Genomic DNA, 20539 nt, shown 5'->3' with positions numbered 1-20539 from the left:
TGTGTGAGCATGTTTGCAACGTCCGGGGGGAAGTTTGTCCCGGACGTTGCAAAAGTGAGGGTTGTGTAATCTGGGAGAAAAAAGGAGAAAACACGTTTTACAAAATTGATATGATAAGTAGGTAAATCACGACCACTACCAATATTTGAAAGAATGAGAGTTTTTGAATTTTTTGATGTTTCATAGTTTTATCTTCTTATCCGTATTAGTTGATTCATATTTTAATTTTAATTCAGTTTCAATTCTCTTTATTTCCTCTATTCTTTCTGGGAAATGATAACTAACTACTTCGGTAGCGTTTGGGATATTTCTATAAAATTTTGGCCTTACATCTGAAAGGTATGTTTCAAGAGAATCAAGGTTTGTTTCATAATTAAATTTTTTCATTGCCCAAATAGCTGCATTTCTTAGCATCTCGATAGTTTCCTCATCTCGAGAGCCATCGATCTTAAACTCATTGACAAAGTTTAATTTTCCAAGAAAACAGAGTATAAGAAAAAAACTTATTTTGTTCTTTATTTTCGGTGCTTGTTTAGGGTTACTCATTTCGATTCTGAAACCCTCGTAAAAATCATACATCAATTCATTGAGAACCTCGTGCAACTTTTCAGCCTTGAGCAGAATCATATTTTCTGATACATTGCCAGTTAGATTTTTAATTTCCTGCTCAATTTTTCGCTGTGTAGATTTTGATTGCTGAATTCCCTTTAGTAATAATAGCTGATCCTTTTCAACTTTTTGAATACGTTCAGCTATATGAAGTTTTTGCAAATAAGTGTCTTTATATACCATTTGGCTATTGTGAATTTCAGATTTAAAAACTGATAGATAGCTACTCAATAGCAGATTTATGGCCTGATTGTCATCAATTAAAATCTGATTCAATTTCCTTTCAAAACTACCTAACAGGGTCTTTATCCATTCGGGGAACTGTTGAATTTCTTCCTTTGAATTTTCAAAATTGCTCATACCTATTGAAAAAAATTAGTCATTCTTGATTCAACCCCTAACATCATTTGGAGGAATTCTAAGGAACGGAAATGAGCTATGTATGAAAAAAATTTTTCATTTCTGGATAGTGCTACACCTTCCATGTAGTTTACAAAAGACGGATACCATAACTCCCTCGGGTAGTGGCCTAGGTATGAAAAAAAATATTCATAGTGACACCAACTTACTTCGGCTATGTCGCCAATGTTTGTAAAATCGTCTGTTGATAGTGCCTGAATGAGTTCAAGGTAAACTTCTGAAATGTCGGGTAGATTTAAGTTTGATTTCATGATATGTATTTGGGGTTTAGTTAGTTAGCGATTTTTAATGCACTGCCTTTGAAAAATTCGTGTGTTGCCATTCTGATAGCCAATTCCTCGTTACTGACTTTGATATATTTCATGAATGAGGTTTCGGTTTTGTGGCCTGTCAAACGCATGATGTCAATAGACGGTATCCCGGCCAAATATGCGTTTGTGGCAAAGGATCTCCGGGCGGTGTGGGTTGTTACCAATTGCCATTTTTTGAGCGTCTTAATGATCCTTTTCCCGCCTCGGGTCATTGTCAGGGAAACGGACTCATCAAGTTTGGCAAGTTTGGCTATATCCTTCAAATGATCGTTCATTCGTTGGTTTGTTAGTACCCTTGGTATGGTGCCATCGTATTTTTCAAGTATGGATTTCACTTTCGGGTTGAGGGGAATGTAAACGGGCTTATTGGTTTTCTGAGTCCTGATTGTGATGAAATTCCCGTCTGAAGAAATATTTTCTCTCTGTATTTGGTGGAGGTCTGAAAATCTTAATCCAGTGCCGCAGCCAATGATGAATACATCGCGTACTCTATCAAGTCCGGGCCGGCCGCTGAGGTCTAGAGCATAAATTGTGTTGACTTCAGCTTCGGTCAGGTAAATGTTTTCTACTTCTTCGGTAGGCTTGATAAAATCCTGATCCTGAAATGCTGTATTCGTGTGCATGCCTTGTTTCATGGCTTGCCTCATCAAAACCTTTACATTCTTTATCAGGTCTCCTATCGTGTTTGTGGCCTTACTTTGCCTGTTGAGGTAGTTGATGAATTTTTGGTAAAAGTGCAGGTCAATACTATCAAAAGTCACCTTGAATCCGGTAGCCTTTTGAAATTCTGTCAAATGATTGACAATTTTCCGGTAGTTTTTCGGTGCGCTCTCTGAGTACTTTTTCCCGCTGCGGGCTATTGTAATTTCCCCACTTTCAACTTTTGAAATAAATTCTTCAGCCCATTCAAAAAAATCAAGTTTTTTGATTTCTGGTTTTGCTGCCTTGGATCTGAATTGCTCATCCAGTGTAGATTTGAATAATTCGGGCGTTGGGGTAATCCGTTCGGTAAGTATTCGGGAATTGATACCGTCGATACATTCGCTCATCCTGTTGAGGTGCAGGGTGATTTCGCTAAGTTGGCGTTTTAGGTTCCGGTCGAAACCTTTTGTTTCAACGGTTGGCCGTTCGGTGGATGCGTCCCAATGAGTAGGTGAAATCTGAATCCCTGCCGAATATTTCAGTCTGGGAGTACAACCGCGGCAAATTAAATAGATTGTAGTTGGTGCCTGTGAACTAGGCTCTTTGAGCACAAAACGTGCCTTGTTTGTGAAGTTGGCCATTGATGTATATTTTTTTCAGTCGAACAATTGACCAAATATACACCAAAATTTGAACGGGGGACGCTCGGGGGGACGTTTTTTTCTTCCTTTACTGTATTATTCAAAGAACGGAATAGAAAGAACAACTGATAAATTACTGATAATGAGTAGTATTTACTTTAACTGTATTGCAAGTAAAATCAATGTTCGGATCCCTTCGGGTGCACAAACACAAAGAAACGAGTCGCTGAAAAATTCAGCGACTCGTTTCTTTTATCAATACCCATACCAATCGCCCCACAAATGCCGCAGGCGCTTGCGAAGTTCTTCCTCACGGGCGTTGTTGCCGGGTTGATACAGCACCTGTCCTTTTAACTCGTCGGGTAAAAAATTTTGGGCCGCAAAATTACCTTCAAAGGCATGAGCATATTTATACTCCTTTCCGTAACCAATTTGCTTCATTAGCTTGGTAGGAGCGTTTCGTAGCGAAAGCGGAACAGGCAAATGTGCCGTTTTTTCGGCCAAAGCTATCGCGTCATCAATAGCCGTGTAACATGCGTTACTTTTGGGTGAAGTTGCCAGATATACGGCTACCTGCGAAAGAATAATGCGGCATTCGGGATAGCCCATCACTTTTACGGCTTGCAGGCAGGCATTTGCCATAATCATAGCCGTCGGATTGGCGTTTCCAATATCTTCGGATGCCAGAATAAGCATACGTCGGGCTATAAAAATGGGATCTTCACCAGCCACAATCATCCTCGCCAGCCAGTACAACGCTGCATTGGGATCGCTCCCGCGCATAGATTTGATGAAGGCCGAAATGATGTCGTAATGTTGCTCGCCTGACTTATCGTACCGCGCCGTTGTTTGTTGGGCAACCTGCGTAACAAGGTCATCAGTTATCGCAATGCTTTCCACTTCGCCTTGTCCCAACACCACCATTTCAAGCAGATTAAGAAGCTTACGTCCGTCGCCACCCGACAACCGAAAGAGCGCATCATACGAAGCAATCTGCACGTGTTTTTTCCTCAAAAAACTATCTTTTGTAAGCGCTTGTTCTACCAGTAATTTTAACTCTTCTTCTCCCAACGATTCCAGAATATAGACCTGACAGCGGGAGAGGAGTGCGGAATTAACCTCAAAAGATGGATTTTCGGTAGTTGCTCCTATGAGCGTGATCTGCCCTTTTTCTACGGCACCAAGGAGTGCATCCTGCTGACTTTTATTATACCGATGAATTTCATCAATAAATAAAATGGGAGAAAAAAGTCCCATAGGTTTGGAAAGTACCTCCCTTAGTTCTTTCACTCCCGAATTAATGGCGCTTAAACTATGAAAAGGACGTTTGGTGAGTTCGGCAATCAATAACGCGAGCGACGTTTTGCCCACACCCGGCGGCCCCCACAAAAGCAAAGAAGGCAGCGCATTCGCTTCTATTGCCCGGCGAATGGGGCCGTTTGGGCCGACCAATTTTGCCTGACCAACAAAATCATTTAAAGAGCGGGGACGCATCCGCTCCGGCAAAGGAATACTCGTAGGATTCATACATTTGGCAGTAGGTGTGCAACGTTAATCATCGGGCGCTGCTTTTTTGATCAATCCGATTATCTTCTATTTTGGAAACGACTCTCCCATTTTTTGAGTTCACGGGCATAAAACGCCTGATAGGGATACAGAAGCCACTCGTACAGCTGCTGCGGAAAGCGTGTCACCTGATGAAAAAGTGAGGGATATATGTGGCGTTTTTCGTGTACTATTCCCTGTATCATGGCTTTGGCCACCTGTTCAGGGGTTTGAGATGGCCACGGAACTACGGGTTTTTGCGCGGAGTCTGCCACTGCTTCCTGGAAAAAATTGGTACGGGTAGCAATTGGATAAATCATTCCTACTTTGCCTGAATCATGCGATTCAAAACGATATGCATCCAGAAAACGATCCAACGCTGCCTTCCCGGCACCATACAGCGCATAGCCGGGAATTGCCAGTTTGGCCATTGCCGAGGATGTAATTAAGGTATAATGTGGTTTTGGGCCATTCAGCGTCTTCATCTTTTGAAGGCTGTATAGCGGTGAAAGTACGTTCAAATCGAAGATTTTCTGCATTCTTCCCCAATCTTCATACTTGAAAGATTCGTAATAGGCAAAACCAGCATTTGCCACCATAAAGTCCACGGTGCCCAGTTCGTTTTTGGCTTTTTCAAACAAGGCATCAATTTGTTCTTTTTGGGATAAATCGCCTGTGAAGGGCACCCAACGATGCGAATTCTCAGGAAGTGCGCGTAATGTTGCCTGCAAGCTCGTCTCATCTATGTCTGCCACCAAAATCGTCAAATTTTTGTAGCTGCATAGCTCATACAAAAAAGCGCGGCCTATTCCAGAGGCCGCGCCAGTAATGATGCTATGAGAATTGTTGATCTTCAACTGTTATCCAAACGAACGACTACTTGCTTACACTTCAAAGGGTTAGCCTTTCAAGTGTCATGTTTTTTTTGAGGTTGCTCAATGCCCCAAAAACCAGGTTGTAAACGGACTGAATATTAATTTTCATCAAATCTGCAATTTCCTGATTATTCATATTCATATAAAATTTCAGAAAAATGGCTTCCCGTTGCCGGCGGGGCAGGTGGTTAATCGCTTTGTTCAGGTGGCGATTGGTTGTATCAAACTCTTCTTCCGCAATTAGATTATGCTCATGAGAAGCCGTATGAATGTGCCAGTATTCTACCGGGATGTCCTCATTGCTTGTATGCTTTTGAAGCGCGTTGAGATGCCTTACGAGCTTACGCTTGATGGAGGCCATCAGGTAAAACCGTACTGACGTAGTGTCACCGATTGTGTTGCGGTTTTTCCAGAGTTCTACAAACAAATCATGAATGCAATCCTTAATCAAAGGTTTGTCGATCGTAAACTGAGAACAATACTGATACAGAATGTGAACGTAAGATTGATACAGGCAGGCGTAGGCGTTTTCGTCGCCAGTTCTGAACTGGTTCCAGTAACGCAGCTCTTCTTCTTGTTTATATCGAACGTAGGCCATTGGGTAGGTTAGGAATGGTTAAGGAATTTTTACGTGTTTAGGAATAAAGGTCAAATTTACACTTGTAAATATATTTATAAAAAAACATTAAAAAAAAATATTTTAAGTAGAAAATTCTTATTCGACACGAAAAGATTTCTACCGGGCACTTTATTAGTCTTAACTATAAATTGGAGTTACAAACTTAAAATCATCTCCATCAAATAGTCCAAGGTCGCTAAGTTTAAGAGAAGGAATTACAAGCAATGCCATAAATGAAAGGGTCATAAAGGGCGATTTGAGCCCGCTACCCATTATATCCTTAACAAAAAGATCAATTTCAGTGTATCTTTCAGATACATAATATCCATCTTCATCAGTCATTAATCCGGCGATAGGCAGCGGTAAAAGGTGCGCGGACGACTCACAGACTGCCGAAATCCCACCTTTTGCCTCAATTACGGCGTTTACAGCCCGGCAAAGACTTTCGTCGTCGCAGCCAACGGCAATAATATTGTGGGAATCGTGCCCGACTGTAGACGCAATTGCACCTTTGATCAAACCAAAATTTGTGATGAAGGCAACCGCTGGAGGCGCTTCCTGGTAACGATTGATGACCACTATTTTCAAAATATCCTGGGTTAGATCACTCTCAAAATTGTGACCTTCTGGTACAGCTATTTCTTTGAGTAGCGTATTTGTGATCAGCTGTCCATCCAATGCCTCAATAACCCGCAGCTTCGGATTAGATTCTTTAATCATAAACTGAAAATCGGCAGGCTGCCGGGGCGAACAAGTAAAGTTATTAATGAATTCGCTGCGTAAATCCGGGATCTTGGAAATACCGTTTTCTGCCACTACTTCGCCGTTCAGGTACGTTTGGAGAATGGTAAATTGTGTTAAACTGTCTACAACAATAAAATCAGCAGGGTCACCTTCGCGCAGCAGTCCCACGGGCAGGCGGTAATGCAGTATAGGATTAAGACAGGCTGCACGTAAAATATCAAACAGATCGTGTCCTTTGGCCAAAGCCCGCTTGACAAGGCTATTGATGTGTCCTTCTACCAAACTATCCGGATGTTTGTCGTCGGAACAGAACATGATTTTTTCCGGGAAGTCAGCCAAAAGCGGGATTAATGCTTCAAAATTTTTAGCCGCACTTCCTTCCCGAATCAGAATATGCATGCCAAGCGCAAGTTTTTCAGCCGCTTCGTCGTACGTAAAGCACTCATGATCAGTGCTTATTCCGGCTTCTGCGTAGCGTTTGGCGGAGTCGCCCCGAAGACCGGGTGCGTGACCATCTACCGGTTTATTGAACGCCTGAGCTAGCAGAAGTTTGGCCATGATTTCAGGGTCCTGATTGAGCACACCCGGAAAATTCATCATTTCGGCCAAATATCCCACCTCCTTCATGCTGAGCAGTGTGCGAAGTTCTTTAAGGCCAATAACGGCTCCTGCGGTTTCAAAAGGGGTGGCAGGTACGCAGGACGGCGCGCCAAAGCTAAATTTGAACGGAACACGCCTGCTGTCTTCGATCATGAACTGAACACCTTGAATGCCCAGGACATTGCCGATTTCGTGCGGGTCGGAAACGGAGCCCACCGTACCATGAACTACGGCCAAACGCGCAAATTGGCTCGGGGTGAGCATTGAACTTTCGATGTGAACATGCGCATCGACGAATCCAGGTAAAATATAGGGGAGTGCAGGGTTTTCTCTGCCATGTGCAACGATGCTTATGATTCGGCCATTTTCCAGTTCTAATGTAGATTCCTGAATGGTGCGGTCAAAGAGATTTAGAATATTGGCCTTCATTTGTGTAACTAATTTTTATTTGATGTACTGAATAACCAAAGAAAAGGATAAAAAGCCATTTTTGGAACCGGCCATTTTGAAAAAATAACGGACTGCACGGTTAATACTTTCAATACATAGTCTTTATTACACAACTTTACGTCGGTTTTGGCTGTGCAAAAGTCAAATTTTTGGGCCCTACTACCATATAGCCTGAGAATAGGACGTACAACTGGCGTAAAACCCTTACTTAAATTTTAACCTTTCGATAGAAAAAACATGTTTCGATTAGATAATAAAGTGGCTCTGATTACGGGCGGAGCAAGCGGCATTGGGTTGGCCATTTCTACGATTTTTGCCAGACAAGGGGCACAGGTTCATATTCTGGAAGTGAATGAATCCCTCGCTCAGCAGACCGCCGAAACGATCCGGCAGGAGGGAGGCACGGCCTTTGCACATGCCGTTGACATTTCCAATCAGCAGCATGTGCTTGAAGTGATTGATGGTATTGCCAAAGAAAATCCGATCGATATTTTGGTCAATAATGCCGGAATTGCGCACATTGGTAAAGCCCATACCACGCAGGAGGCAGACTTTGACCGAATTGTCAATGTGAATATTAAAGGTGTGTACAATTGTCTATTTGCTACGATTCCCCATATGCAAAAAAACGGAGGCGGCGTCATTTTGAACATGGTGTCAATTGCGGCTACGGTCGGTATTCCGGATCGTTTTGCTTATTCAGCAAGTAAAGGGGCAGTTTATACGATGACGCTTTCGGTGGCAAGAGATTATCTGAGCGATCATATTCGCTGCAACAGTATTTCTCCGGCGCGGGTGCATACTCCTTTTGTGGATGGCTTCATTGCCAAAACGTATCCGGGTCAGGAAAAAGAGATGTTTGAAAAACTATCCAAAACCCAGCCCATTGGGCGCATGGCCAAGCCCGAAGAAATTGCCGGATTGGCACTTTATTTGTGTTCAGACGAAGCCGCTTTCATCACGGGTTGTGATTACCTGATTGATGGCGGTTTTGAAAAATTGAATAATTAAAAGACTCATTCAGGTATGTCCTGAAGGTCAGCTTAGTCTATATTTCTTATCCATTTTTTAGAAAAACGATCCAATGAAATTATTTCGCTTCGGCGCCTTTGAGCAGGAAAAACCGGGAGTACTTATGCCCGATGGAAAATGGCTGGATGTGTCAGCTTTTGGAGAAGATTATTCCGAGAATTTTTTTGCCACAGATGGCCTGTCCCGTTTGGCCGAATGGCTGCAAACACAGGCTGATACTTGCCCGGAAGTTCCCGAGAAGTCGCGGTTGGGTTCGTGCATTGGGCGTCCGTCCAAAATTATCTGCATCGGCCTCAATTATGCGCGGCATGCCGCCGAGTCTGGCGCGGAGCCACCCAAAGAACCGGTTGTTTTTTTTAAAGCTACCTCTGCTCTTTGTGGACCAAATGACGAGTTGATTATACCCAAAAACTCGGTGAAAACGGATTGGGAGGTAGAACTTGCCGTCGTGATCGGTACCAAAACTTCCTACATTGAAGAAAGTGAGGCCATGAACTACGTGGCTGGTTATGTGCTTCACAATGATTATTCGGAACGTGAGTTTCAGCTGGAACGCGGCGGTCAGTGGGTAAAAGGCAAAAGCAACGATACATTTGCACCTTTGGGGCCATATTTTGTGTCGAAAGACGAAATAGCGGATCCACACAATCTGCCGATGTGGCTGTCGGTCAATGGTCAAAAGGTACAGAATTCAAATACCGCTGACATGATTTTTTATATTCCAAAACTGATCAGCTATTTAAGCCATTTTATGACGCTGTTGCCAGGAGATGTGATTTCTACCGGAACTCCCGAAGGTGTTGGTTTAGGCATGAAACCGCCTGTTTACCTGAAACCCGGCGACGTAATTGAATTGGGAATTGAGGGGTTGGGTACGCAGCGGCAGGAAGCTGTGGCCTGGGAATAAGCTTGTAAGAAAATCGCTTTTTATAACTAAACAGGGCTCGAAAATTAAATTTTTCGAGCCCTGTTTTTTACAAAATATTTTGTCTTTTAGCTTCTGATCGAAAGTATTGAAGATACTTATACACGCTAATTTTTTCGAGGTGAGTACCATCGGTCGTCAGGTAATCATCACAGGCGGGCATGTCAATAAATTTACAGTTGAGCGGAAGAAACGCCTCCTTAATTTTGGTTCGAAGCTGCACAGGCGCAGCCAGTTCACAAATTTTTGGATCAACAGGAACTTCAAAAAACACAACCGTTGTGCCAATATTCTGAAAGTATTCCACAAACGGTTTTAATTTGGTTATTTGATCCGTCACATAATTTTCAGGATACGCATTTTGCTGATTTTCCATTTGAACTCCCAACATCGTTTTATACGCATCTTCGGAGCGTTCAAGGCCCGTAATTACACCCGCGGGCTGCAAGTCAGGATTTCCATCGAACGCAAGCGGCAACCGTGCGAGGACACCCAAAGGCTGATTACGCTCGCGCCAGGAATGCATCACCCGTTTGACCGGATACATAATGGGAGAAAACAGGGAAGCCTGCAATTCCGGATCGGCATTTCGCATCAATACGTTCATTTCGATAAACAGTACCTTAGGTTTATAATCCATGTTTTGAAGAATTAATAATCCATCAAAAATAGATTGACCGCCAAACGAAAGATTGTAAAAGGAATCCGGTAAACTATCCGCAGGAACTTTGGAAGTAATGCGATTACCAATAGACGAACCCACCATGATGTGGTCGTAGGTTTGTGGGGAATATATAAAATTATGTGCCCTCACCACGCTGCTTTGCGGTGCGTTTTGCCCCGTAGACCACCACGCATCCACCGAACGCATCAGAACTTCGTATCCTATCAGAAGCAGGAGTGCTGTTAAAAGTGATTTTTTTAGCATCGGTTCAGGGTCAAAATTGGAAGTAAATGAAATCTGTACCAATGCCACTGTTGGTTACGATCATGAAAAACATAAATCCATACAGGTAAGGCTCAAAGGTTTGCGAAAGCCGATGGGTAGGATACTGCATTTTGAAAAGATAATAGAAATGATACAAGACTACCGGAAAAGTATAAAGCGCTACATACACGACAATCGCCATATAGCTTGACATACCGGTATTGTTAAAAATGGCCTGAATGTATTGTATGACATGGTTGAAATCCGTGAGCTTAAACAGAAGCCAGGCAAAGGTAACAAAGAAGAAAACTACAAACCCGGAGCCAATTTGATACACCAGGGATGGATTTTTGGGCGCCGGATGACGATCACGCCAAAAGCGTTCGAGCGCAAGCGCGAGGCCATGAAAAGTGCCCCAAACCGCATAACTCCATGCAGCGCCATGCCATAATCCTCCCAAAACCATCGTAAGCATGAGGTTGAAATACGTACGATAAGGACCCTTACGATTTCCACCTAGCGGGATGTAAAGATATTCTTTCAAAAATGTGGATAACGAAATATGCCACCGACGCCAGAATTCGGAGAAAGAGGTGGAAATATAGGGATAGTTAAAATTTTGCATCAATCGATACCCAAATAGCCCGGCCACGCCAATGGCAATGAGCGAATATCCCGCAAAATCGGCGAAGATTTGAATGGAGTAGCCAAACAAAAGCGTCAAAAGCACAAAGGATGAATGGGTTTCAAAATATGGATACTGAATCCAGAATGTATGATGATTGAGCTGATCGGCAATAACCATTTTTAGGAAATAGCCCGTAACCAAGGCCTTGTAGCAGTACGTCCAATCGATTTCGGTAAAGAATTTTTCCCGAATTTGAGGAATAAAATCATGCGCTTTCAGAATAGGACCGGCTACGAGATGCGGAAAAAAGGCTACGAAAAAGGTGGTATTGATGGTATGTTTGACCACCGATTTTGCCACCAAACTGCGATACGCCGGAATATCACGTCCTTTGTAAGCGTCTACTACAAGGCTGATTCCTTCAAAAGTAAAAAACGAAATACCGATGGGAAGCGGCACATAAGTCAAAAATTCACCCACACTATGGCCGGGCGGGAAAAAAGTGCGACCTACCAGCGGACTGTATTTAAAAAAAGCGAGAATCAGCAGGTTTATTACAACCCCAAGAGTAGCGTATAGCCGTCTGCGAGCAGGCAGGCCGTGCACTACCAAATAGCTAGTGGTAACGTTGATTACCACCGACACTAAAAATAGTATCAGCAATGCCGGATTGGTATATCCGTAAAAAAATAAGCTGGCAGCAATCAACACCGGAACCTGTACTTTTCGTACAAAAGGCAAATAATATACGAAAAGTGAAACGAGCACGAGTGCCACAAACTCAAAGCTATTGAATAACATAGGGTAGATGATGGTTAGAAAACCGACTTTCCATGGTTTAATTGATAAATTCTTGCGACCTGGCCTTCCCTCAAAACGATTTGGACGGCTCAAATGTAAAAACTCCTGACTTATTGGCAAAAACCTATGACGCTCGACGCCCATCAACATTTCTGGAACTACGATTCGCTACGTCACGAATGGATTACGCCGCAAATGGCCAAAATTCGTCAGGATTTTATGCCGGAAGATTTAGGTACTCTCCTGAGAAAGAATGATATAGAGGGTTGCGTGGCTGTTCAGGTAGATCAGACTGAGGAAGAAACACTATTTTTACTAGGGTTGGCTGATGCCCACGATTTTGTAAAAGGGGTCGTTGGGTGGGTCGATTTCCGAGATGAAAATGTGTATAAAAGGCTTGATTATTTTTCTCAATTTGAAAAATTAAAAGGGTTTCGGCACATTGTTCAGGCCGAGCCTGATGATTTTCTGACAAGAACTGATTTTGTTCAGGGTGTTCGTCACTTATCCGAGTTTGATTTTTCGTACGATATTCTGATTTATCCTTCACAATTGGCGGCGGCTGCTTTTTTTGTGAGTCAATTGCCGGATGTGCGGTTTGTGGTAGATCATCTCGCAAAGCCTGATATCAGAACAGGAGCGATTGCGGAGTGGTCAAAAGGGATTAAGAGACTGGCATCGTTCCCAAATGTATCTTGTAAAATCTCAGGAATGGTTACAGAAGCTGACTGGCAGCATTGGCAGCCTTCTGATCTGACGCCTTATTTAGATGTTGTTGTGGAAGCATTCGGAACTCAACGTCTGATGTTTGGTTCCGATTGGCCGGTATGTTTGGTAGCTGCTGAATATAAGCAGGTAAAAGATTCAATAAATACGTATTTTAGTACTTTTTCTGCCACAGAACAGCAGGCCGTTTGGGGAGAAAATGCCAGGAAATTTTATAAAATTGAACTTTAAACAGGCGCAAAAATTGACATTTTAAATAAATAGCTTTCTGGAAATAAATTACACTAGCTGTAACATGACTTTGGTATGAAGAGATATTGTTTCACACTGGATTTGAAGGATGATCCTAAATTAATTGCTGAATATGAGGCTCATCACCGAGCCGTGTGGCCCGAAATTCTGGAAAGTATTGTCGAGCCGGGGATTGAGCAAATGGAGATTTATCGGTTCCACACCCGACTGTTTATGATTATGGATGTAAATGAACGCTTCAATTTCAAGTTGAAAGAGCTTCTTGATGAAAACAATCTACGGGTGCAGCAGTGGGAGCAACTCATGTGGACCTATCAACAAGCTTTGCCGACTGCCAAACCGGGTGAAAAATGGGTATTAACCAAAAAAATATTTGATTTACAAAAAAGCATTGCCTAAACTCACGCCACCGTTCTGTGTAACTTTCCCCAACAAGCTATTTTGAAACGTATAATTCTACTGATTTTTATTCTGATCACAAGCACAGCTCTCAGGAGCTCTGCGGTCAAAAAGGCATTGGAAGTCAGGGTTATAAGTTTCAATATGCATCATGGAGAAGATTTGTGGGGAAAATCTAATCTGCGGCAGGTCATAAAACTCATTGAACTTCATAAGCCACATATAGTGGCATTGCAGGCGGTAGACAGCCTGGTCGAAAATGGAATTGTTGCGCATCAAATCCGCCAAATAGCGGCTCAAACGGGCATGTACTACGTGTATGGCGCTTCGGATAGCCTCTCAAATGGCAGCCACGGCGTAGGTATTTTGTCAACATGGCCGCTTGAAAAAACGCAAAACCTGCAATTGCCCACCTCCAAAGGGGCAGATCCACGTACCATGGTGTGTGCCCTGCTGAATCCCATTGATGATTTACGTTTCCGAATATGCAGCGCCCGCCTTGAATATGCCTCTGTCTTTGACCGCGCCTTACAATCGGCTTACATCAATCAGGTACTTGGACAAAGCGTTCAGCCGGTAATTTTAGCTATGGATATGGGGGCAAGGCCCAATGAACAGCCCTACTTTTCCTATCGGAACTCCTGGATTGATGCTGCAAAAGGCTCTTTATTGCCGACCTGGATTGAGGGGGTTTCGGGCGACCGACTTGATTATCTGATGGCTTTAAAAAACACCCGCATTCGGGTAAAGTCATATACTGTCATAAAAGACTTCCCGACGGCCTCTGATCATTTTCCAATTATGGCGACATTTGAATTCTGGTAAAAAAAATTCCGACACCTGAATGGTATCGGAATTATACAAAGTTTCTGGATTTCAGAATCTGAGAAGCAGGCTGTCGGTTGGCTTAGTTGATTGCCGAAACGAGCCGACGAGTCTGCGTCATGATGTCGAACGACTGGCTATGCTTCTCTTTTCCGTCCAAAATCTCGAAGGTATAAGTACCATCAAGCAGGGGAGAAAGATCAAAGAATTTTACATAGTTCGATTCGATGGAGCTAGTCTCATTGAAGAGAATAACATCTTGCGCATCAAGAATTCGTACGATAATTTTGTTTGCGTTTGGATTGATATAAGAAACACGGAATTGCATAGGTTTGCTCTGAGTAACGTGCAGGTGCGTTTGTGGAGTCGCATGAGCAGTTTTGTCAGATACGTCGGTTGATTGCGCCGCCAAAGGGCTGGCAAAAAGTACAGCAAGCAGCCCTAATAAGGCGGCTTTTGAGAAATAATTAATTGTTTTCATAAGAGTTATTTGTTTGTAGATTCTAAAAAAAGTTTTATAAACTTGATTCAGACTCCGATTCCCTTTTGTGAAAAACTTTGTGATTCAAAAGTATAGTATTCTGAAATACAATGAAATAGATAAATTTTTAATATTTAAAAGTTGTTTATTTAATAAATGAATGCCTTAGAATAATACAACGTTTATTTACAGGGCCATGAAGATTGTTTATAAAATACAATTTGACTCGGTAGCCTAGCCCAATTTTTTCCTTTCTTACTTCAATTTAAATTAAGTTCTTAATCCTTTATCTCATCTTATACCCTTAACATTATCTGAATATGAACAAAAAGTTGCTTCTAATTTTCATTTTTGGCATCCTTTCGATGGCTGCTATGGCCCAAAGCAAGGACGAAAAAGCCGTTCGGGAACGGATCGAAACCTGGCGCGTGGCACTAATCAATCAAAATGCGGCTGCGCTTTATTCTTTATTGGCCGAAGAAATGACCTACGGACACTCAAATGGGCAAATGGATACAAAAGTTTCGTTTATCAATACGATTGATTCCAGGAAAGAAGTCTATCAGGAACTTGAACTGACCAAAATGAACATCACAATGGTTGGCAATACTGCGCTTGTCCGGCATCAGATGGATGCAAAAGTTAAAATGGAGGATGGCTCGACAATTACGCCAAAACTTGGTGTGCTGCAAGTGTGGCAAAAGGGCAAAGACGGCTGGCAACTTTTGGCACGTCAGGCATTCAAATTGTAAGAGAATTGTCGTATGAAGGGAAATGCCTGAACAGGATTGTTAAAAAGGGAATAGTCATTTTAACAATCCTGTTTTTGATTTAGGAGAGAGAATATTTAGTAAAGTTTCGCCCGCGAGGCTATCATGCATAAGGAGTTTGCTTTACTTTGCAGTTTGATCACTTGAAACCCTACTATGTCTTCAATAATCATAGCCCTCGATGGCTATTCGAGTTGTGGGAAGAGCACCACGGCAAAGTTGGTAGCAAAGCAGCTGCATTACGCCTACATAGATACTGGTGCGATGTATCGGGCAGTTACCCTTTTTTTTATTCAAAATCATATTACGCTAACCAATCCAAAAGAAGTGCGTAAGGCCCTGGATGACATTCAGATAGGTTTTAGACTTCATCCCGAAACGTTCAGCAACGATACGTTTCTCAACGGAATGAACGTAGAAAGCGAAATCAGGAAAATGTATGTATCAGACCGGGTGAGTGAGGTGAGTGCGATTACCGAAGTAAGGAGGGACATGGTGGCTCAACAGCAGCGGATGGGTAAAAGCAAACGGATCGTGATGGATGGCCGGGATATTGGTACGGTTGTGTTTCCGGAAGCTGAATTGAAGATTTTCATGACTGCCGATCCCCTGATGCGTGCTTCGCGGCGGCAGGAAGAACTTCTGGCAAAAGGTGAAATGGTTGGTTTGCCGGAAATTATTGCCAATCTCGAAAAACGGGATTATATAGATACGCATCGGGCAGAAGGTCCGTTAGTTCAGGCAGCAGATGCCGTTTTGGTGGATAATACGTTTATGACAATTGACGAACAGGTAGAATTGGTTGTTCGGTTAGCGGATGAACAAATCGGGCAAAAATTGCGGTCGCGGGAGGATACAAAAAAATGAACTCAAAAAAGTACGATTATCTGATCGTTGGGCAAGGTATAGCGGGCACAAGTTTGGCGTGGCACCTGATAGAGGCCGGTCGGCAGGTGCTTGTTGTGAATGATTCCTCCCTGCCTTCGGCCTCGCTTGTAGCAGCTGGTATTTTTAATCCGCTTACAGGGCGCAAGTTGGTTAAAACCTGGATGGCAGATACTATATTTCCGTATGCAAAAGATTTTTATGAGGGTTTAGAAAAAAAGTTAGGAGAGAAATTAGTGTATCCTCTTGCAATCTACCGACCCTATCGGTCTGAGGATGAGCAAAATAATTATACTAAATACACATCCGAATCGGAGATTTCGCAGTATATATCCTCAAACTCTACGGCAACTAATGAAGTTAAAGGATTAAACAATCCGCTTGGTGGTTTAGAAGTAACAGGCTCTGGGTGGGTAGATTTAAGTTTACTTATTGAAAAAAGTAAAGAATTATTTCTTGAAAATAATCAATACATAGAAATAAATTTTGACTTTAAAGATTTGAAATTCAATGATTCTTGTGTTGAGTGGAAAGGAAATGAAATTGGAAAAGTAATACTTTGTCAAGGTGTAGATGCCCGCGAGAATTCATTATTTGACTGGTTGCCGTTCAATCCTGTGAAAGGGCAAATTCTGGACGTGAGGTTTGATAGCTATTTTGCCAGGCAAATCGTGAATCAGGGAATATTTATATTGCCAATGCCCGAAGGAGACATATATAAAGTAGGTGCGACCTATTCGTGGCATGACCTTGACTGGGAAATTACAGAAGATGGAAAAGCATACCTCGAACAAAGGCTACAACCATTGATTGAAGGTTCTTACACCATTCATGGTCAGCGGGCTGGTATACGTCCTTCCTGCAAGGACCGACGACCATTGGTTGGGTTGCATCCTGAAAAACCGCAACTGGGAGTATTTAATGGCCTGGGAACCAAAGGAGTAACCTTGGCTCCGTATTTTGCAAATGAGTTTGTAGAGCACCTGGAACATGGAAAAGAATTGAATCCAGAAGTGAATATTGCCCGGTATTTTTCGTTATATTACCGTTAAAAGAAAGCCTGAAACACAAATGAAGATATTTTTGCAAATCAAATATGTGACCTTGCTAGCACTTTTCTTTGTGTTGTGCGGGCCCACAGCCAAAGCTCAGCGGTATCCATCTCAGGAGGAATTTGGAAAAAACCGGATTCAATACCGGACTTTTGACTGGAAAATTTTCAGAACTTCTAATTTTGAAGTATACCATTATCAAGGAGGTGTAAACATGGCCCGCCTCACCGCTCAATTTGCCGAAAGTGAGTTTGATCGGGTTACCGAGCTTCTTGGGTATACACCTTACAATCGGATAAAAATCTTCCTGTACAATTCCCCCGGCGAGCTCATGCAAAGCAACATGGGCCTTTCAACGTTTGGAGATTTGGATGATCAGGAATTGGATTTGGCCCAATCCCGCATTGAAATAGCATTTACAGGCGATCAGATCAGCTTTCGTAAAAAGTTAATAGCCGAAATATCCCGATTGTTCGTGTACGATATGCTATACGGAGGAAATTTGAAAGATGCCCTTCAAAGCTCGTTACTTCTTACACTTCCAGAATGGTTTATGGCAGGAATTGCCGCCTATATTTCCGAAGGCTGGACACCAGAATTGAGTGACTACATGCGTGACAACACGCAAAATCGTCAAATTAAAAAGCCTGCGTTACTAACCGGGCAAGATGCCACGCTCGTGGGCCAATCGATCTGGAACTACATTGCTGAACGCTATGGGCGGGATAATATTTCCAATATTCTGAACCTGACCAGAATTATCAGAACCGAGCAAACTAGTATTACAAGTACCTTAGGTATACCTTCTTACACACGATTTTTGCGTGAATGGCGGGAATTTTACGGTGCAGAAACAGCCAAAGTTAATGTTGGGTACAAAGAACCAACACCCACCTGGACGTACCGCATGCATGAGTTTAATGAAGCAGGAAGCAATGCTTCAATTAAATTATCGCCTGATAAAAAATGGATTGCAGTGAGCGAGCTTCGTAAAAATCGATATAAAGTAACGGTATTTAACCTCGAAACCGGGAAAAATATGGTGGTGCGGCAAGGGGGAGTGCAGATTGGTAACTCTCAGCAGAGTAGTATGTTACCATTAATTTCCTGGACGAAATACAATACGCTTGCCGTGGTAGTAGAGGAAAATAACCGGCAAAACCTATTCATCTTTGATAAGCTCGATACAAAACGACCTGTCATTCGGGTTAAACGTCAGATTCGCGGATTGGATCAGATAGTGGATGGACATATCGGATGACGGAACGATGTTGGCGGTAAGTGCAGACAAAGGTGGTAAAAATGACCTATACCTTGTTAGTGTGTCGCGTGCATCAGTTATCGCTTTGACTAATGACTTGTACGACGATCTCCATCCTCAATTCGTGTCCGGTTCGTCAAGAAAAGTTGTTTTCTCGTCCAATCGTACCACAGATTCTTTGGGTACAGATGCTGGAAATTACAAAACTCTTCAAGCGTCTATCAGCCTGTTCGAACACGATGGATCTCCAAGAGCTGAAACTGTAACACGGCTTGTGGATTCTTTGGGTACGGCCATGTCTGCCATTTCTGCGGATGAAAACTTTGTCTATTTTTTATCAGACCACAAAGGAATTCGCAATGTCTTTAAATATGATCGTCAATTACAGGCAATATCTCAGCTTACCAACTATCCATTCTCGGTCCGTAGCGCAGATATGACGGTCGAGGGGAACGGAGGAATCGTTTATTCTAAGTTGAGTAATGGGTTGTTTGAAATGAACTTCCTGAATAGTTTCAATATAAATGCCACCTTTGAAACACCGGTTATTTCCCGTGGCGCACCAAAAGTTGAACCTAAACAATCAGCAATTCCCGGCCAAAAGCAAGTAAAAAAGGACACACTTGATGGGAATCAACTTGCTTCAAAAATACAATTGAGAGAAGGAGAGGTTGATACAGACAACTATCAGTTTGATGAAGATATCTTAAAGACGTTTGAGTTCAGGCAAAAGAAAGGCAGTGTAGCTAATGTTCCTACGTTAATTCCAAAGACCCGGAAAAGAGAAAATATAGCGATTCAGGGTCCATATGATTACAGAGGTTTATTTATTGCCAACGATGCAACATCGGATTGGCGAATTGACCCCATACGCGGATTTGGCTACGCACAGTCTATTTCGATGAATGATCTACTCGAAAATCACGTGATAAAAGCCGGATTTTTTATCTCTACTACTTTCAGAAACAGCGATTTATTTGCTGAATATAACAACAATACCTATCGGGTAGATTTTGGTGCAAGGGTGGAACGAAAGAGCCTTTACATAGATTCTGAAAATGCAATTCAACGATACAGATTCAATCAGGTACAGCTTTCGGCATCTTATCCCTTTTCAGCGCATGCCCGATTTACCCTAACACCAATGTTTACCGTAACCCGATTGGTAGATATTGGCCTCATTTCCGAGCCTGACCGGTCTACACAATATGGTGGTTTGAGAAGTGAATTTGTGGTGGACAATACCACTATTAATGGCATGAACATGGTGGAAGGTACCCGATTGAAGGTCAGATATGAATCATATCTTGGTATTGGGCAGGCATATCAGAATTTTAACCGATTAAGTATTGATTTGCGCAGGTACCAAAAAGTACATCGCGATCTCATATTGGCTGGTAGGTTAGCATTTAGTCGTTCGGGTGGACGTGCACCAAAGCAAAGTATTATGGGCGGTATGGAGAATTGGGTAGCGAATCGGAAGGACTCCCCAAATACTAACGACCCGCTGGATTTTGGACCTGGAATTGATAATCGCGATATATTTTTCGCGGAATTCGCCACCAATCTTCGAGGGTTTAATTTGAATCGTTTGGCTGGTACAAATTATTTCCTGGCAAATCTTGAACTTAGGATTCCGCTTGTTAAATATTTATACCGCGGGCCAATCACATCTAATTTCCTGAGAAATTTTCAGATCATTGGATTTTCAGATCTTGGAACCGCCTGGACAGGCCGAGGGCCATTTAGTGAAGAGAATAGTTTAAACACCGAAATCATCGGCGGAGGTACAGATCCTTTTCGAGCAACGGTTACAAATTTTAGAAATCCTTACCTCATGGGATACGGTGTTGGAGCACGAACTATGCTGTTCGGATTCTATGTGAAGTTCGATTACGCATGGGGTATAGACAATGGAATCACAAATAAGGCGGTTCCATACGTCACCTTGGGCTACGATTTTTAAGCATTTCTTTGGTTTCATGAAAAAGGGCTGAATCGTAATGGTTCAGCCCTTTTTTAGTAAAACAGTAATCTTGATTGAACGGAGAGTTTAGGTACACAGACCAAATTAATGAACCTAAAACACTGAATTCGATTTTTGGCACTTTTTTAGCT

General features: G+C 42.5%; 19 protein-coding genes. 10 read left to right on the top strand and 9 right to left on the bottom strand.

The genetic code is table 11. The features are described 5' to 3' along the window. Positions 1-180 precede the first annotated feature (180 nt). The 6 genes from EZE20_RS11225 to ade all read right to left on the bottom strand — a co-directional run bounded on the left by EZE20_RS11225 (position 181) and on the right by ade (position 7435). Entirely contained in the window at positions 181-969 is a 789-nt protein-coding gene (locus EZE20_RS11225) for a hypothetical protein (RefSeq protein ID WP_132117578.1), read from the bottom strand. Positions 970-1300: 331 nt separating this feature from the next. Continuing rightward, entirely contained in the window at positions 1301-2623 is a 1323-nt protein-coding gene (locus tag EZE20_RS11220) for a site-specific integrase (RefSeq protein ID WP_132117576.1), read from the bottom strand. 255 nt (positions 2624-2878) lie between these two features. Further along, complete coding sequence (locus tag EZE20_RS11215) at positions 2879-4150, bottom strand: replication-associated recombination protein A (RefSeq protein ID WP_132117574.1); 1272 nt, start codon at positions 4148-4150, stop codon at positions 2879-2881. 59 nt (positions 4151-4209) lie between these two features. Continuing rightward, the gene (locus EZE20_RS11210; protein WP_132117572.1) at positions 4210-5025 is read right to left on the bottom strand and encodes an SDR family NAD(P)-dependent oxidoreductase; all 816 of its coding nucleotides are present in this window, start codon (positions 5023-5025) and stop codon (positions 4210-4212) included. A 34-nt stretch (positions 5026-5059) separates the two neighbouring features. Then, positions 5060-5641 (bottom strand): RNA polymerase sigma factor, encoded by a 582-nt coding sequence (locus EZE20_RS11205; RefSeq protein ID WP_132117570.1) that lies wholly within the window; start codon positions 5639-5641, stop codon positions 5060-5062. A 159-nt stretch (positions 5642-5800) separates the two neighbouring features. Next, positions 5801-7435: an adenine deaminase gene (gene ade / locus EZE20_RS11200; protein ID WP_132117568.1), complete on the bottom strand. Its 1635-nt coding sequence runs from the start codon at positions 7433-7435 to the stop codon at positions 5801-5803. 258 nt (positions 7436-7693) lie between these two features. Between ade and EZE20_RS11195 the strand changes: the two genes are divergently transcribed. Beyond that, positions 7694-8467, top strand: coding sequence for an SDR family NAD(P)-dependent oxidoreductase (locus tag EZE20_RS11195; RefSeq protein WP_132117566.1), 774 nt, complete (start codon positions 7694-7696; stop codon positions 8465-8467). 73 nt (positions 8468-8540) lie between these two features. Next, on the top strand, positions 8541-9395 hold the full coding sequence (locus EZE20_RS11190) for a fumarylacetoacetate hydrolase family protein (RefSeq protein WP_132117564.1): 855 nt from the start codon (positions 8541-8543) through the stop codon (positions 9393-9395). Positions 9396-9462: 67 nt separating this feature from the next. Here the strand turns inward: EZE20_RS11190 and EZE20_RS11185 are convergent, their stop codons facing one another. Both EZE20_RS11185 and EZE20_RS11180 read right to left on the bottom strand, forming a co-directional pair. After that, positions 9463-10341, bottom strand: a complete 879-nt coding sequence (locus EZE20_RS11185) for a hypothetical protein (protein WP_132117562.1) — start codon at positions 10339-10341, stop codon at positions 9463-9465. A 10-nt stretch (positions 10342-10351) separates the two neighbouring features. Continuing rightward, a complete protein-coding gene (locus tag EZE20_RS11180) occupies positions 10352-11770 on the bottom strand; it encodes an MBOAT family O-acyltransferase (RefSeq protein WP_132117560.1) in 1419 nt (472 codons plus the stop codon). A gap of 126 nt (positions 11771-11896) precedes the next feature. Here EZE20_RS11180 and EZE20_RS11175 point away from each other — a divergent pair, with 126 nt between their 5' ends. The 3 genes from EZE20_RS11175 to EZE20_RS11165 all read left to right on the top strand — a co-directional run bounded on the left by EZE20_RS11175 (position 11897) and on the right by EZE20_RS11165 (position 13972). Next, on the top strand, positions 11897-12727 hold the full coding sequence (locus EZE20_RS11175; protein WP_132117558.1) for an amidohydrolase family protein: 831 nt from the start codon (positions 11897-11899) through the stop codon (positions 12725-12727). 75 nt (positions 12728-12802) lie between these two features. Then, on the top strand, positions 12803-13147 hold the full coding sequence (locus EZE20_RS11170) for an L-rhamnose mutarotase (protein WP_132117556.1): 345 nt from the start codon (positions 12803-12805) through the stop codon (positions 13145-13147). A 42-nt stretch (positions 13148-13189) separates the two neighbouring features. Continuing rightward, positions 13190-13972: an endonuclease/exonuclease/phosphatase family protein gene (locus EZE20_RS11165; protein ID WP_228713691.1), complete on the top strand. Its 783-nt coding sequence runs from the start codon at positions 13190-13192 to the stop codon at positions 13970-13972. Positions 13973-14054: 82 nt separating this feature from the next. Here EZE20_RS11165 and EZE20_RS11160 read toward each other — a convergent pair whose 3' ends face one another. Continuing rightward, positions 14055-14453, bottom strand: coding sequence for a hypothetical protein (locus tag EZE20_RS11160; RefSeq protein ID WP_132117554.1), 399 nt, complete (start codon positions 14451-14453; stop codon positions 14055-14057). Between the two features lie 320 nt (positions 14454-14773). Between EZE20_RS11160 and EZE20_RS11155 the strand changes: the two genes are divergently transcribed. The 5 genes from EZE20_RS11155 to EZE20_RS24585 all read left to right on the top strand — a co-directional run bounded on the left by EZE20_RS11155 (position 14774) and on the right by EZE20_RS24585 (position 20387). After that, positions 14774-15205, top strand: a complete 432-nt coding sequence (locus tag EZE20_RS11155; protein ID WP_132117552.1) for a nuclear transport factor 2 family protein — start codon at positions 14774-14776, stop codon at positions 15203-15205. Between the two features lie 174 nt (positions 15206-15379). After that, a complete protein-coding gene (cmk, locus tag EZE20_RS11150) occupies positions 15380-16090 on the top strand; it encodes a (d)CMP kinase (RefSeq protein WP_132117550.1) in 711 nt (236 codons plus the stop codon). Continuing rightward, a complete protein-coding gene (locus EZE20_RS11145; RefSeq protein ID WP_132117548.1) occupies positions 16087-17160 on the top strand; it encodes an NAD(P)/FAD-dependent oxidoreductase in 1074 nt (357 codons plus the stop codon). The genes cmk and EZE20_RS11145 overlap by 4 nt, the downstream gene beginning before the upstream one ends. Before the next feature lie 19 nt (positions 17161-17179). After that, positions 17180-18421, top strand: a complete 1242-nt coding sequence (locus EZE20_RS24590; protein ID WP_317129168.1) for a hypothetical protein — start codon at positions 17180-17182, stop codon at positions 18419-18421. Then, the gene (locus EZE20_RS24585; RefSeq protein ID WP_317129167.1) at positions 18405-20387 is read left to right on the top strand and encodes a hypothetical protein; all 1983 of its coding nucleotides are present in this window, start codon (positions 18405-18407) and stop codon (positions 20385-20387) included. Before EZE20_RS24590 ends, EZE20_RS24585 begins: the two co-directional genes overlap by 17 nt. Positions 20388-20539: the final 152 nt, after the last annotated feature.

This window comes from Arundinibacter roseus (genome assembly GCF_004348825.1).
GTDB lineage: Bacteria > Bacteroidota > Bacteroidia > Cytophagales > Spirosomataceae > Arundinibacter > Arundinibacter roseus.
Note: the sequence above shows the minus strand (reverse complement) of the source record. Positions and strands in the feature narration are given on the sequence as shown.